General features: G+C 48.3%; 12 protein-coding genes. 4 read left to right on the forward strand and 8 right to left on the reverse strand.

Going from position 1 to position 14,496, the window contains the following annotated elements; genetic code table 11:
• Nucleotides 1-320 precede the first annotated feature (320 nt).
• On the forward strand, nucleotides 321-2,435 hold the full coding sequence (locus tag JGK39_RS29005; RefSeq protein ID WP_293260716.1) for a TIGR00300 family protein: 2,115 nt from the start codon (nucleotides 321-323) through the stop codon (nucleotides 2,433-2,435).
• A 141-nt stretch (nucleotides 2,436-2,576) separates the two neighbouring features.
• Here the strand turns inward: JGK39_RS29005 and JGK39_RS29010 are convergent, their stop codons facing one another.
• From JGK39_RS29010 to JGK39_RS29020, 3 genes are all read right to left on the reverse strand, one after another.
• Nucleotides 2,577-2,825: a hypothetical protein gene (locus tag JGK39_RS29010; RefSeq protein WP_293260720.1), complete on the reverse strand. Its 249-nt coding sequence runs from the start codon at nucleotides 2,823-2,825 to the stop codon at nucleotides 2,577-2,579.
• 4 nt (nucleotides 2,826-2,829) lie between these two features.
• Nucleotides 2,830-3,330, reverse strand: a complete 501-nt coding sequence (locus JGK39_RS29015; RefSeq protein WP_293260723.1) for a tetratricopeptide repeat protein — start codon at nucleotides 3,328-3,330, stop codon at nucleotides 2,830-2,832.
• Between the two features lie 106 nt (nucleotides 3,331-3,436).
• Entirely contained in the window at nucleotides 3,437-3,940 is a 504-nt protein-coding gene (locus tag JGK39_RS29020) for a hypothetical protein (protein WP_293260726.1), read from the reverse strand.
• Between the two features lie 294 nt (nucleotides 3,941-4,234).
• On the opposite strand from JGK39_RS29020, the gene JGK39_RS29025 reads away from it, so the two are divergent.
• The gene (locus JGK39_RS29025; RefSeq protein ID WP_293260729.1) at nucleotides 4,235-4,738 is read left to right on the forward strand and encodes a hypothetical protein; all 504 of its coding nucleotides are present in this window, start codon (nucleotides 4,235-4,237) and stop codon (nucleotides 4,736-4,738) included.
• 378 nt (nucleotides 4,739-5,116) lie between these two features.
• Here the strand turns inward: JGK39_RS29025 and JGK39_RS29030 are convergent, their stop codons facing one another.
• From JGK39_RS29030 to JGK39_RS29050, 5 genes are all read right to left on the reverse strand, one after another.
• Nucleotides 5,117-6,262 carry a citrate synthase gene (locus tag JGK39_RS29030; protein WP_293260732.1) on the reverse strand — a complete coding sequence of 382 codons (1,146 nt, stop codon included), beginning with the start codon at nucleotides 6,260-6,262 and terminating at the stop codon, nucleotides 5,117-5,119.
• A 225-nt stretch (nucleotides 6,263-6,487) separates the two neighbouring features.
• Entirely contained in the window at nucleotides 6,488-6,982 is a 495-nt protein-coding gene (gene sixA, locus JGK39_RS29035; protein WP_293260750.1) for a phosphohistidine phosphatase SixA, read from the reverse strand.
• Nucleotides 6,983-7,077: 95 nt separating this feature from the next.
• Nucleotides 7,078-10,719, reverse strand: a complete 3,642-nt coding sequence (locus tag JGK39_RS29040; RefSeq protein ID WP_293298398.1) for a diguanylate cyclase — start codon at nucleotides 10,717-10,719, stop codon at nucleotides 7,078-7,080.
• Nucleotides 10,720-11,324: 605 nt separating this feature from the next.
• Nucleotides 11,325-12,581 carry a bifunctional oligoribonuclease/PAP phosphatase NrnA gene (locus JGK39_RS29045; RefSeq protein ID WP_293260738.1) on the reverse strand — a complete coding sequence of 419 codons (1,257 nt, stop codon included), beginning with the start codon at nucleotides 12,579-12,581 and terminating at the stop codon, nucleotides 11,325-11,327.
• Nucleotides 12,582-13,018: 437 nt separating this feature from the next.
• Nucleotides 13,019-13,516 carry an HNH endonuclease gene (locus JGK39_RS29050; RefSeq protein ID WP_293260741.1) on the reverse strand — a complete coding sequence of 166 codons (498 nt, stop codon included), beginning with the start codon at nucleotides 13,514-13,516 and terminating at the stop codon, nucleotides 13,019-13,021.
• On the opposite strand from JGK39_RS29050, the gene JGK39_RS29055 reads away from it, so the two are divergent.
• Together JGK39_RS29055 and JGK39_RS29060 are read left to right on the forward strand one after the other, a co-directional pair.
• Complete coding sequence (locus JGK39_RS29055; protein WP_293260744.1) at nucleotides 13,516-13,755, forward strand: hypothetical protein; 240 nt, start codon at nucleotides 13,516-13,518, stop codon at nucleotides 13,753-13,755. The genes JGK39_RS29050 and JGK39_RS29055 overlap by 1 nt on opposite strands.
• Nucleotides 13,756-13,904: 149 nt before the next feature.
• Complete coding sequence (locus JGK39_RS29060) at nucleotides 13,905-14,369, forward strand: COP23 domain-containing protein (RefSeq protein WP_293298401.1); 465 nt, start codon at nucleotides 13,905-13,907, stop codon at nucleotides 14,367-14,369.
• Nucleotides 14,370-14,496: the final 127 nt, after the last annotated feature.

Genomic DNA, 14,496 nt, shown 5'->3' on the forward strand with positions numbered 1-14,496 from the left:
CAGGTTTGTAGTGAGGACTTTAGTCCTTCAGGTTTGTAGTGAGGACTTTAGTCCTTCTTTCTGAGGACTGAAGTCCTCACTACGAACTTTTTATGAAGAGTAATTGACCGAAAATAATGTCAAAACCTGACATTCTATGGAATATTTCATGGGAAATATCTGTGGTTTGGTTTCATTTTTGCCCAATTGTGATATAATTGAAAGCTACTTTTTTCGCTGCTAGACGTTGCACTCTTTCTCTTGGGAGTGAATTTGAGAGTTGATTTCATACATACTATCTCAACTTGCGTCTGTAGCATCTACCACATTTTAACTGAATTATGACTGACTCAATTCGCTTCCTGATGTGCGCTCCCGACCACTACGATGTAGATTACGTGATTAACCCTTGGATGGAGGGTAACGTACACAAATCATCGCGCGATCGCGCCGTCGAACAGTGGGAGAAACTTTACCACGTGTTGAAAGACAATGCGGTTGTAGACCTCGTACCGCCCGAAAAAGGCTGGCCGGATATGGTGTTCACCGCCAACGCAGGCTTGCTTTTAGGCAATACCTTCGTGCTCAGCCGCTTCTATCACAAGGAACGTCAAGGCGAAGAACCCTATTTTAAAGCATGGTTTGAAAGCAAAGGTTTTACCGTGCACGAACTCCCGAAAGACTTGCCGTTTGAGGGTGCTGGTGACGCTTTGCTCGATCGCGAAGGACGCTGGCTGTGGGCAGGATACGGCTTCCGTTCCGAACTCGACTCGCACCCGTTACTAGCAAAATGGCTCAACATTGAAGTGCTTTCGCTGCGTTTAGTTGACGAACGTTTCTATCACCTAGACACCTGTTTTTGTCCCCTCACAGGCGGCTATTTGCTCTACTATCCAGCAGCATTTGACTCTTACTCGAACCGCCTCATTGAAATGCGAGTTGCGCCGGAAAAACGCATTGCCATTGAAGAAGCCGATGCCGCAAATTTTGCTTGCAATGCTGTCAATATTGACAAGATTGTGGTAATGAACAAAGTCAGCGAAGGCTTGAAAACGCGCATCGCTCAAGCCGGCTTCCAAGTCATTGAAACGCCGATGAGCGAATTTTTGAAAGCGGGCGGCGCCTGCAAGTGTTTGACGCTGCGGGTGAATGAACCCGTGCAAGAAGATCGATCGGCAAACGTGATGGTAGAAAGCCGCGCCATTCGCATGGAAGGCCACCTGCTCGATGCCGGTTTAATCAGCCGCGCTTTAGACTTAATTATCGAAAACGGTGGCAGTTTCCAAGTGCTGAATTTCAATTTAGGAGAACAGCGCCAAAGCACATCTTCTGCGGATGTGAAAGTTTCGGCACCTTCCCACGATGTGATGGAAGAAATCATGGGATTGCTGATTGACTTGGGTGCAGTGCCACCGCCGCAAGAGATTTGCGACGCTATTTTAGAAGATGTCGTGCAAGATGGTGTCGGCCCGGACGACTTTTATGTCAGTACAATTTATCCTACAGAAGTGCGGGTAAACGGTCAGTGGGTGAAAGCGCGAAATCAGCGGATGGACGGTGCAGTTGCAATTACTGAAACCGCAGAAGGCCCGGTGGCTACGTGCAAATTGTTGCGCGATTTAAAAATAGGTGAAAAAGTCGTTGTCGATGTCGTTGGTATCCGCACTATCCGCAAAACAGAATCGCGGGAACAGCGCAATTCTCAAGAATTTAGCTTTATGTCCGGCAGCGTTTCTAGCGAGCGCCGGGTAGAATTGGTAGTGGAACAAGTAGCGTGGGAATTGCGCCAAATTCGCGATCGCGGAGGTAAAGTTGTAGTGACGGCGGGGCCTGTTGTCATCCACACCGGCGGCGGCGAACATTTAGCGCATTTGATCCGCGAAGGTTACGTACAAGCGCTGTTGGGTGGAAATGCGATCGCGGTTCACGACATGGAACAATCTAGCATGGGAACTTCTTTGGGAGTTGACATGAAACGCGGCGTAGCTGTGCGCGGCGGACACCGCCACCACTTGAAAATGATTAATACAGTGCGGCGTTATGGCAGTATTGCTAAAACCGTTGAAGCAGGCGTGATTACCAGCGGTGTGATGTACGAGTGCGTGAAGCACAATATACCGTTTTCGCTGGCTGGTTCGATCCGCGATGACGGCCCGCTTCCCGACACGCAAATGGATTTGGTTAAGGCTCAAGAAGAGTATACTGAGCTGTTACGGGGCGCGGATATGGTGCTGATGCTGTCGTCTATGCTGCACTCAATTGGTGTGGGAAATATGACACCGGCGGGTGTGAAGATGGTCTGTGTGGACATTAATCCGGCTGTGGTGACGAAATTGAGCGATCGGGGGTCGATCGAATCTACTGGAGTTGTCACGGATGTGGGATTGTTCCTGAGTTTGTTGGTGAATCAGTTGGATAAGTTGACCAGCCGCCATCACGTAACTCAATCTGTGTAGATTTGGCGGTTGAAACGGCGTAGACTCGGCGGTTGAAACCGCATCTACACAAACGAAGTCTGCCTCCGCAGACTGAAGAATAGAGGCTGGTAGGGTGCGCACTGCGCACCTTCCTGAGCCGATAATGCTGATTATTTCCGCTCAAAATGCGCCCCAGTAAATTGAACTATCGCCCTTTTTATCCCCGCTAGAATTTGCAGGGGATTTAATTTCCGAATTAGCTACAGCGACGGGAGACAAATCGCCCGGTAAAGACCGAATTCGCAACTCGTTTAGCAAACTGTTAATATTGCTCGGTTCCGCATCTATAATGCTGGCTAGCGGGAGCAGATTTTGCACTGCATATTCGCCGAGTTGAGCGTTAATACTTTCTGCTAAATAGCATAGCATAATGTCATCGCTGCTGTATCCGCTGAAGTTCTTGCTGAACGTTTTTGAGGCGAGACATCATGTATTCAAAGCTTTTTCTATCTCCTTGAGCATTATACAGGTTCGCTGCTGTTTGCCAGTCGGCTACTGTTGCTCTAATATCTTTTAAGTTAAGACGAACAGTACCCCGAATGCGGTAAGCATCAGCATCATTCGGTCGAATGCGGATGGCATCATTGCAGTCTACAAGTGCAGCAACATAGTCCCCAATCTGAAGTCGTGCTAAACATCGGCTTTGGTATGCTTCAGCAAAATTAGGATTGAGTTTGATAGCTTGGGTGTAGGCTTCAATTGCTCCTTTATAGTCTTTGTTCTCCAGAAAATCGTCACCCCTTCTATAGAAGTCTGTGGAACTCGCTTGAGATATAATAACTAAGGGAGCATGGCTGGAAGCAGCTTTAGGGATTATACCTATTGTCAGTGGAATTGCCACGAGGGTGATAGCTTGATAGAGAAAATTCATCATTAATTAAATAGATTGGTGTAGGCAAGTGTATTGCTCGCATTTTTAAGTTTTTGCCCCTTTCGTTTGGGGCTATTTATGCAATAAAGAGAATAAATTTTAGCTACCCTTAGTCGCTAGAGTCCCACTCCTCAATTTTAACTTCCAGTCCACTCATAAAACTTACTCCTAACGAACTTTTAAGAATAGATTCTTTGATATCAACTGATTGACCCGGCTGTAACGTTTTATTAATTATCAGCCGGCGTGTGTAGAGAATTGTATTGCCTGTAACGATCTGAAGCTCCGGGAGACCAATCTTGATGGGTCTACTGCTGCGGTTCGTGATTACACCTTTAATGTTAGCCCAATTTTCCCATCCTTTTCTTAAATCTGAGGATACTCTTAAGTTAGAAATTAAGGGGTTCTGATTTCGTTCGATTGCTTTTATAGCCTCGTCTATCCGTCCTCTCTCACATACTGGCTCAAGGGATATATGGTTGCCTGTTTTGGGATCTGTCCAGAAACAGCCCGGATGCTCTTGGGCGATCGCACCGCTGTAACCCAAAGGCAAAAACCCAATTACGACACCAGAAAGCGAAGTCGCCACACGCAGAAGTTTTAGTCTAGCCATAACACTTGGTTCCTTGAGCTTTTCTAGTGTATTGAGTGCGATCGGCCTACGGCTTTTCTCTTAGAAGCGATCGGCGTCAGGGCTTTGAGAATTCTCTCGAATAGCCTTTCGCTGACAGCTACCGCTTTATCTCAAGCTCATCTTTATCACTCATCCACATACTATAGCGATCGCCCCTAAGCTGAAAAGCGGAAAAAGACGGATCTTTCTAACCTGTCGGTTACAAATCGGAACAAGACGGATCGAGGCGGATAAAGTCGGATATAATAATCGAAGTTTCTCATAGCCCTGCTGATGGACATTCGCGAGGTACTCGAATTTGTAGATCGAGTTGTCTACGATAAGACAGGCAAACGCCTCAATGATTTACAGCGTGGAATTATCGAGGGAACTCTGAAGCGACAAAAGTATGCTGAGATTGCCGATATTTATCGTCTTTCGGAAGGTCACGTTAAGGATAGAGGTTACGAACTTTTGCAAATGTTATCTGATGTTTTTGATGAACCAGTTGATAAACACAATCTTAAATCCGTCTTAGAGCGGAAAGGAAATCTCAATATTACTTTTGGCGATAACAATATCAGCAATATTATGGGTTATATCAATATTTGCTCCGATCGCCCCACTCCTACCTCCAATAAAAGCCAGCCTGCGACTCCTGACTTTCAGCGAGACCAGTATCAAGCCAAGATTGAAATGGTTGGTAAGTTACGCCAATTCGGCTTGAAAGACGAGCAAATAGCAGAGTTGCTGGGGCTTGCTTTGGAGGAAGTTAAGCAGGTAGACTCGGAGGATTAAAAGTAGGGTGCTATAAGAGCGCACCTTCGAGGCCCAGTAATGTAGTGCCCAGCAGGGCTGGTTGATCTTCCAATAAAAAACCCCAGACTGCAAGTCTGAGGCCCGGAGTTCCTGAAAATCGTCACTTGTGACTATTGTCGCCAACTAACACCACAAAATACAAGAGGGGCGCAACCCAGCAGGGCAGATTTTGGCAGACTCAGATTGCTTCCTGACTCGCAAGGCGAAAGCAATTTTTGCTTGATAGCGGACTGAAGTCCGCACTACAAACCTTGCTTATTGCGGTTCGTAGTGCGGACTTCAGTCCGCAAAAAGCTGCGGACTGAAGTCCGCTTTTGCGGACGATCGCCATTTACCATCGCCCTTGATAATTATGCTTTAAGATGGGGGTCTTTCATCGATCGCAATATAAGGAGCACCGTGAGTCCCCGTATAGATTTGAGTCGGGCGATAAATGCGGTTTGTCTCTAACTGTTCCTTCCAGTGGGCCAGCCAACCGGCAACGCGGGCGATCGCAAAAACTGGTGTAAACAAATCAGTCGGAATTCCCATTTTCCGGTAAACCAAACCCGAATAGAAATCTACATTAGCATAAATTCCTTTGTGAGCTAATTTCTCCTCAACGACTTCTTCCAACTTGACAGCAATGTCGTAATAATCATCGCGGCCAAAGTTGTCAAACAACTGTTCCGCTAACCCTTGAAGAATAGTTGCTCTCGGATCTTTCACCTTATAAACTCGGTGTCCGAAGCCCATGATTTTGTCCTTATTTTCAACGCACTTCTCCACAAAAGGCCGCACGTTTTCCACCGAACCAATTTGCTCCAACATCTCAATCACTTCTTCATTCGCTCCCCCATGCAGCGGCCCCGCCAAAGTACCAACTGCTGAAGCAATCACCCCATAAGGATCTGTTAGCGTCGAAGCTGTTACCATTGCCGAAAATGTAGAGGCATTAATGGTATGTTCCGCATGAAGAGTCAGACAAGCATCAAAAATATTAGCCAACAGCGGATCGGGTTCTCGCTCGTTGAGCATATACAGAAAGTTAGCTGAGTAGTTTAAGTCATCCCTCGGCAACAGCGGGTCATTACCCCGCCGCATTTGCTGGAACGCTGCTACCATTGTCGGAATCTTAGCTAGCAGCCGCACTACAGCTTCTCGAATGTATGCTGGATTTGCCAGAGCTCGGCGCGAGTAAAATAAACCTAAGGCCGCTGCTGAAGCTTGCAGAGCATCCATGGGATGTCCTCTTTCGGGAAAGCATTTCATCATGTCGCGGATGCGATATTTGATCCGGCGGTGATAGCGAATTTCATGCTCGAAAGCTTCTAGTTCTTCCTTTGTTGGAAGTACGCCCCAGATTAATAAATATGAAGTTTCCACAAAGGAACTTTTGAGTGCTAGTTCCTCGATGCTAATCCCGCGATATTCCAGCACCCCTTTTTGTCCGTCTACGTAACTAATACTGGACAAGGTGGCGGGAACACCTTCTAAACCTGGTTTGAATTCGCCGACGACCATTGCGATACCGTGTTGTGTGAGTTGAATCTAATCAAATTACATTAGCAGAAAGCAAGATAGTGTCACCGTCTTGACAAATAATCATTCGATCGCGACTGGGGCACTCTTGAGGCTCATCACCTTGGTTTGGCAACCTATCGCGCGATCGCACCGCTAGATATTTTAGCCCCCTAAACTCGGCTTATGCGCCCGAAAATCTGGGTTTAAGAGGGCGATTCGCCGTTTCTAGGAGAGCAAAAACTTGGGCCCCGTCAGCCAGAACATTTGGCTGCGGCCGACTGGGGAGCCGGTTTCCGGGAGAATTAAGCCGATGATACCTGCTTTTTTGACAATCAGCGTGTCGTGCGATCGCCCCCAAAGCAAAGTTTCAGCCCAATTGCCCAAATCTGGTTGGTGTCCCACCAGGGCCAAGCTGCGGTTGCCTGTTTCCTGCCACTGCTTGTACCACCTCAGCCAGTCCCCGATGTCTCCTGAAGGTGCCAGGGGGACGGATTCTTCTATTTTGGAACTCAGACCCGCCCCAAGCAGGATTTGCGCGGTTTGTGCGGCGCGCAGTAGGGGACTGGAAACAATCAGATCGAAGTGAATTTCGAGATCGTACAGCCGATCGGCGATTTTTCGGGTTTTACGATCGCCCTCTTTAGTCAGGGGGCGTTCTGAGTCTGTTTCGTATTCTTCTGGATCGGCTGCGATACCGTGACGGATCAGATATAAATGCACGCTTGGCTGTCCTTTTGATAGCTGTGCGATGGCTACGCCCCGGCCCCGGCCTACGCACGCGATGGGTGAAGTTGGGCGCGATCGACATTTTTCGCCTATTTTACATCTGGCGCCGTCCTCTGGCGCCGTCCTCTGGTTGGCGCCTCGGGGCACAAGCGATCGCGCCCTTGTCGTTTCGCATCGTACAATGCTCGATCGGCGGAGGCGATCAATTCTAACGGCGATGTTTCGCAGCAGGGAACGATGCTAGCAATTCCCATGCTCACAGTCACGATCGAGCTCACATCAGATTGCTCGTGAGGGATTGCCAAATCTCGGATTGCGTCTCGGATCGACTCAGCAACTGCGATCGCCCCTGCAGCATCTGTATTTGGCAGTAGGGCCGCAAATTCTTCGCCCCCATAGCGCACAAACAAATCGGTGCAACGTTTAACCGCGGCTGCTGCGGAGGAAGCGACTTTCACCAAACAAGTATCCCCAGCTTGATGTCCGTAGCGATCGTTATATCGCTTGAAATAATCTACATCCAACATAATCAACGAAAGCTGTTGTTTGCCCTGCATCAGTCGGTGCCATTCCAACTGCAACCGCTCATCAAAACAGCGGCGGTTTGCTACTTGTGTTAACCCATCTGTCGTAGCAATTAATCTTTCTTGTTCGGCGCGGTTTCTGAGTATCTCCTCGGCCAGCTTGCGTTCTGTAATATCAGCAAAAGTCGTCACTACTGCATAGGGTAGAGACTCATTGAGATGGAACAGCGGTTGAGAATTAATCGAAATCCAAGTCAGCGTTTTATCCGGTTTGTGAATGCCCATCACCACATTCGATTGCCCTTGTCCGGTACGCAGCGCGAGCATTGCCGGATGCTGTAGGCCCGGGAACGGTTGGCCATCCTCCCGAACGGTTCGCCAGTCTAAATCTACGGAGGTGCGCCCCATCATTTGCTCGGGGGTCAGCCCGAGAATCCTTTCGGCACTGGCATTACAGGCAGTAATTTGTCCGTCTGCGAGCTGGAGCACGACACCTTCTGTCATGCTGGCAATCACAGAACGGTAGCGTTCCTCGCTCTCCTGCAATTGACTCAGGAGCAGGTTTTTAGCATCAAACTCCTCAGCCAGGTGCAGGCTGCCTGCCAGAAACCCCGCCATTAGTTGTAATGTCTGAATATCTGAGTCGGTAAAGGCTCTTGGTGTAGCTGAAAGCACTTTTAAGACGCCAACCCGATCGTCCTGATAGAACAAGGGAACAGCCACCATTGACCGAACGCCAATGCGCCGCCAGCGAATCATATCTATGCGCGGATCGAGTTCTGTATCGTTGCAGTGCAGGATGGAGCCGGTGATAATACATTGTCCCGAGAGACTTGTGGCTACTTTCAGCCGCAATCCCACGCAGGCCTCGGCGATACCCCGGGCTGCCCGATACACCAATTCCTCGCCTTCGACCATTTCAATCACCACCCCACCGGCACCGCTCAATTTTTGAGTTCGATCGGCAATCACCGCCATCACTGCATCCAGGTTAGGATTGCGGAGGGCGATTTCCTGTTGGGTGGCAATCACCACAGCCAGACGCTGGAACTCTTGTTTTAATGATGCTTCTGCTTGTTTGCGATCGGTGATATCCTTCATAAAGCAGTGATGCCCGATCGATCGACCGCGATCGTCGCAGGCTGTAACCATCACCAACTGTTTGTAAAAGATCGAGCCATCTTTGCGGATACCCCTGACCTCAACCTCCACTCTGCCATCAGCTAGCATTTCTTCACAGGCAGCTAGCAGCATTTCCAAATCTTCTGGATGAACCGTTTTCTCCCAATTCATACCAACCATTTCTTCAGGCTGATAACCCGCTATATTGGCATAGGCTTGATTGACGCTGATATACCTTCCCCAAATATCCACCCGCGAGATGCCATCCACTGCATTAGCAAGAGCTGTACTCATTTCTCTGAGTTCTGTTTCGGCCAATACCAGATCCGTAATATCTTGGGATGTGCCGAACAACCGAACGACTTGTCCCCCTGCATTGAGTTCGGCCTGTCCCCTGCTTTCGGTATAGCGGATAGAACCATTCCCCGGCCAGATTTTGAGCCGCAATCGATAGGGTTCTCCGCGAGTCAGCGCTCGTTGAACTACCAGGTGTAGCTGTTCGGCACTTTCGGGATGGTAAAGCCGCAGGTTTTCTTCATAGGTAGGTTCGCCCAGTGCCCTGGATCGTCCCAAAATCTCGAACAGTTCGGGAGACCAGGTAATTTTACCCGTAATTACGTCAAATTCCCAGTTACCGATGTGGGCAACCCGCTGGGCTTCAGACAACCGGGTTTCACTTTGTTGCAGGGCTGTTTCTGTCTCCTGCCGGTCGGTAATATCCTTTTCGTTCACCAGCAACATCAAGTTGCCTGTTACCGGGTCGTTGATACACCGCACGTCCATCCCGTGCCACCGAATCCCCGCCAGAGTCATCACTTGAGCCTCCGCGCTAAACACCTCGCCGGACTTGAGAACTGCCATTGCTCGCTCTCCTACCGGAGGGTCAACAAAGTGCCTCAGAAAAACATTATCTGTCGCAGAGCGAGGGTGCAGCGCATCTCCGTAACAGCGCAAGGCCGCGGGGTTTTGCAGCAGCGGCACGCCTTCGAGAGTGTACAGCGAAACCATCAGCGTGGTGTGCCGCAGTGCCTCGATCGATCGCAGGGTTTCCGGCTCGATTTGATGAGTTTCCAGCCTAGCCTCCACCAGCATCGCCAAACGCCCGCTGTCAATCCTAATGCCCGAGCACCGACAGCGCACAGAAACAGGCAAACCACCCGGGTAAAACGTCCACTGCTCCGACAAGGTTTTGCCTTGCTCAAACTGTTGCAGATAGCTCTGCAAGCGAATCCGAGTAGACTCCGACACATCGCTAAAGTTGCGGCGATCGAGTTCTTCCCGCGTCGAAGCATTCCACAGGTACAAGGATGCTTGGTTGGCCCACCACATTTGCAAATGCTCGATATCAAATATCCAGATCGGGTTTTGCAACAAGTCAAAGGCTCTGAGGTGGACAATATCCCCGATCGGGGAATAGGCAAACTCTGGTTGCAGGCAATTGTGATGGTTGACTCTTGGCGCGCTTGAAGTATTCCGATCGGTTCGATCCGGCGCTGTTTCCAGTTGGAGCGGTTGATTTGGCGCTAGTACCGGGTGCTGAGATTCCAGTTGCCGCATCCTCAAGCCGAGCTGCACTGCAACGTGTTGCAGGATCTGAACCTCCAGAGGTTCCCACTGACGCGGACTGCTACATTGATGAGCAATCAACAGTCCCCAAAGCTTGGGAGATTGCTGCTGTTTGCCATCTAGCAAAATTGGTACAACTAAGTTGGCCTGCACTTGGATGCGCGAGAGCAATTCGACATAACAAGCTTGAAGATGACCGCTGTGAATATCACAAATGCTGCTGGTTTGTCCCCGGCTGTAACGCTCTAACCAGGTTGTTTCAAAGCATGGGTCATAAATCAGTTGTCCCAGGATGCGCGGCCACTCGGCACCAACGGATTCAGCCAATACTACACTATCCCCATGCTGTAGGAAGCGATAAATAATTACGCGATCGGTTTGCAGCAGCAGCCTGGTTTCTTCTACCGCACACTGCAATATTCTCTCCCGATCCCCAAACTCGTTGATTTGACGTGCGATTTCTGAAAGTTTTTTTATGATTTTCTCTAACGACCAAGAGAAAGCCTGTTTTGTAGACATCTCCACGTTCCTTTTTTTGTTAATCCAATTTATACTATTCTAACCTGCCCTACATCAATATAATTGTTTGTTTCAACTCGTAGCAACAGATTTTTGAGTTGAGCAAGGACAACCCAAAAATAGTGTCCCCAAACAATTATGAAATTATATTAGTTGAGTTCCAGGTTGAGTAAGTAATTTATATATTTGGGTTGGCTACTTGCTGATTGTAGAGTTTTTTGATGGCAAACTCTCTCAAATATTATACAACTCGCTCGATATATTACAACTTGCCGAAATTTGTGATTTTATCTTAAACCGCTCCTTAACGCTCCTTAACGCAGAGGCATTTCCTGTTAGGGAGAGCTAATGCTGGCAATTAAAGTCTATTCTGCACTAATAATATTATGTGGATCTCTTCCCTAAAAAATGTTTTTAGTGAGGACTTTAGTCCTCATTCAGAGGACTAAAGTCCTCACTAAAAACTAATTTTATTGGCAATCTGCTGTGCATTTAAATTGTAGATTTTCGCTGAAATCTCAAAAAATATTTCCCTCTCTACCAGTCTCAGACCAGAGATAATCTAGATGCAATACAGGTTACTATGCTGTACTGCTCTTGCCTCCTTAACGATCGTAAACTGGATTATCGGTAGGACTAATTAAATTCAGCAACTTTTGCTTGATCTGAGCGTCGAATACTTCCCATTTCAGCTTCGCATAGGTGCTGTTCTCATTGCCGCCGGAAAGAAATCCTACCGGAATTTCAAAACCGCCGGCTTGACTTCTGCCACCGCCAAAAAAGCGTCCTTGAGCATCTTGACCGAAGGCTTCTTTAATAAATTCGTCGGGATCGAGAGTCAGTTTATTAGTTCTGAGTGAGCCGATTACTACTTCAATTTCTTCGTCTTTGTCATGCACAATTCCGTAGACAACGGCTGTATGTACGTTCTCTTCTGTTACTAAAAAGTCCGCTGCTTGGGGAATGGAATCGCGATCGTCATAACGGAGGTAGCCAATGCCGGCGATCGAGAAATTGTTCTGCACGGTGCGGTGTTTGAGCGATCGCTCGATCGCATCCATCACCCATTTAGAACGAGACGACTGCAACACCGCATTCAGCAACTGCGGGTCATAAAATCGGCTCAAATAAGCCGCAGCTAAAAAGTCCTCCTCCTCTGCTTGTCTGAGGGCATTCGTATCAGATCGCAAACCGTGCATCAAAGCCGTAGCGCACTTGACGTGCAGGCTGATACTGCTGTCGAGAGTTAGCAGTCCCGCCTGCAAATACTCCGTCAAAATCGTGGCTGTAGCGCGGATTTGAGGGCGCAAATCCGTAAATTCTGCGTTCATTTCCCCCTGCAAATTGTGGTGGTCGATAACTGCTGCGATCGCAACTCCCGCCCCTAAAATAAACTCAGTTAAATTACAAGTCGTGCCTTGGTTGTCGATAAAAACGCAGCCCCCAAATGCCGACAAATCCTTCGTTTTTGTCGTTTCCAGCGTCCAGCGCTGCAACGGCAACCCTGTCAATTTAACTAAGGCAATATTTTCTTGGTGGCTGAGGGCGCCGGCGTAGATCGTATCGCATTGGATATCGTACTGTTCGGCGATTAATTTGTAAGCCCAAGCGCTCGAAAGTGCGTCGGGGTCTGGAAAATCTTGCAATAATATTAACTGGCGATCGCCTTTGTGCCGATCGAACATTTGGCGCAATTGCTCGATTTTGCGATCGGGCAATTCCCCGCGCAGACTGGCGCGATCGTCTTGGGAAGCAACTTCGGCTTTGCTGCGCCGTTTCCCAGGTGCACTCGCGGATGGTACAACCTCAGCTACGCGGTGGTCAAATACTTCATCTGAATTGGTAGGGGGATGGTCTTTCATTGTTAAAAATTAACCATTTATTTAATTTAGGACTTACGGACGAGCGGCCAGAAACCGGGTTTTTGGAGAAAATTATGCACTGTAGTCCATAGATTAGGCAAAAACCCGGTTTCTTTGATTTTGGCGCGCAAGTCCTGTAATTCTTTCAGTATTTGCACACCAAAAGCAATTAACCCGGTTTCTTTGTAGATGCCGCGCTGTCAAACCGAATATTTCCGAAGAGAAACCGGAGTTAATACCATTTTTCTGACCTATATGCTATGGATGAAGTCTTAGCCCCCCCGAAATCGCGGGGGGGTTGGGGGGGTAATATTTAGCGCTACTTTATGAAAACTTAACTTTTCAACTCAAAACTATGGGCCCGGCACACTCATGGCGCCACGGCTACAACTGAGAACTTCCGCAAAAAACCCCCGCGCTTGCTTGCGACAGGGGTTTCAAAGGCCGATTACATATTTTTGCCATTCTTGGTGCATACCACTCTTAACGTGTCTAGTCACTTCAAAATAAAGACCGCTGTGAGGTTTCCTGGGCGGGTAGCGCAGCAGCATTCCCGCTTCTTTCGGAGTGCGACTGCCTTTATTGACATTGCAGCGCACGCAGGCGGTAGCGAGGTTTTCCCAAGTTTCGCCTCCCCCGCGCGATCGAGGAATCACGTGATCCAGGGTTAAATCGTCGCCCGTATAGCCACAGTATTGACAAGAGTGGGCGTCCCGGTGCAAGATGTTCCGGCGGGTAAGCGGAATATCCTTATAGGGAACTCGGACGTAATGCCGCAGTCGAATCACAGTTGGTAGCGGGAAGTTTGGCGCAATAAATTTCCCGTTATGTTCTACCTGTTCTGCTTTTCCTTTCAGCAACAAAACTACCGCTCTTCGCCAACTGGTGATGTTGAGCGGTTCGTAGGAGGCATTCAGCACCAGAACATTGCCCATTGTTGATTATTAAAGAGAAGATTTTTATTGATGCTAACACAGGTTCCCATTTAGGGGGGCGAACTCACCAAGGGCAAGGCGATCGCAAAAAACGGCTAAAAACCTTACCTTTACCCCATACCTTCGCCCCCGATCCCCTGCGGCTGCACCTATTTTTTGCCACAGCGTTTGTCAGCGAGGGATTTTCCCTAGGTTTTGGTCTGCTGGATAATGGCAGTATGGGCGATCGTCTCCGTTGATGAGCCTCCCCTAGGGGCGGGCAACGCTTACGGCAAAACTTTACAGAATAAATTTTATTTTTTTTCCTAAATGCCTAATCTTCCCGGCAAGCAGCAGCCTAACTTTTTAGAGTATTAGTAACCTTAAATTAAAAAGCTTATCACGGCCCATGAAATTTCGGCTCTTCAAGTCAGTTTTTAGTGCGTCAATTATTGCCCTTGCAGCTCCGATTTTAGCAAACAGTCCAGCCTTTGCCCAAACGCCCTCATTTTTCTGTGGTGCTGCTGGCGGCAAGCCGGCCACAATTGCTGTCCAACAAGGCAAAAATATTCCTGTTATTCTGTGGGTAGCTGATAACTATTTCAATGAATCAGGAGAAGACGCCATTACTCGCTGCACCCGAGTCTCGGGAATTCTCAATAACTCGCAACCCCAAGGAAGCTGGGACAATATAGTCACAGCAGGTGCATCTCCCAGCGGTCAACTAATTATTTGTGCAGCCAATCCTCAAGACGGTTCCTGTAGATTATTATATCAAGTCCCCAAAGGGCAAAATCCCGAACAAGCCCGACAAGAACTCTTAAGAAGAGTCAAAACTCCTAATGTAAGTGTTTCCCCTGTCAAAGTAAATTGATATTCATAAGTTACCCAACCCGTAATTCAGGTTTGTAGTGAGGACTTTAGTCCTCTGATTGGAAAGGGAAGGACTAAAGTCCTCACTAGGAACTAATTGGTAGGTTTGTAGTGAGGACTTTAGTCCT

Source organism: Microcoleus sp. PH2017_12_PCY_D_A (genome assembly GCF_020738565.1).
In the GTDB taxonomy this organism is placed as follows: domain Bacteria; phylum Cyanobacteriota; class Cyanobacteriia; order Cyanobacteriales; family Microcoleaceae; genus Microcoleus.

Bases quoted from the DNA above. Each gene is read 5' to 3' on its own strand.
- JGK39_RS29025 (WP_293260729.1), top strand. From the start codon at position 4,235: ATGGACATTCGCGAGGTACTCGAATTTGTAGATCGAGTTGTCTACGAT.
- JGK39_RS29020 (WP_293260726.1), bottom strand. From the start codon at position 3,940: ATGGCTAGACTAAAACTTCTGCGTGTGGCGACTTCGCTTTCTGGTGTC.
- JGK39_RS29005 (WP_293260716.1), top strand. From the start codon at position 321: ATGACTGACTCAATTCGCTTCCTGATGTGCGCTCCCGACCACTACGAT.
- JGK39_RS29060 (WP_293298401.1), top strand. From the start codon at position 13,905: ATGAAATTTCGGCTCTTCAAGTCAGTTTTTAGTGCGTCAATTATTGCC.
- JGK39_RS29040 (WP_293298398.1), bottom strand. From the start codon at position 10,719: ATGTCTACAAAACAGGCTTTCTCTTGGTCGTTAGAGAAAATCATAAAA.
- JGK39_RS29045 (WP_293260738.1), bottom strand. From the start codon at position 12,581: ATGAAAGACCATCCCCCTACCAATTCAGATGAAGTATTTGACCACCGC.
- JGK39_RS29015 (WP_293260723.1), bottom strand. From the start codon at position 3,330: ATGATGAATTTTCTCTATCAAGCTATCACCCTCGTGGCAATTCCACTG.
- JGK39_RS29050 (WP_293260741.1), bottom strand. From the start codon at position 13,516: ATGGGCAATGTTCTGGTGCTGAATGCCTCCTACGAACCGCTCAACATC.
- JGK39_RS29030 (WP_293260732.1), bottom strand. From the start codon at position 6,262: ATGGTCGTCGGCGAATTCAAACCAGGTTTAGAAGGTGTTCCCGCCACC.
- JGK39_RS29010 (WP_293260720.1), bottom strand. From the start codon at position 2,825: ATGCTATGCTATTTAGCAGAAAGTATTAACGCTCAACTCGGCGAATAT.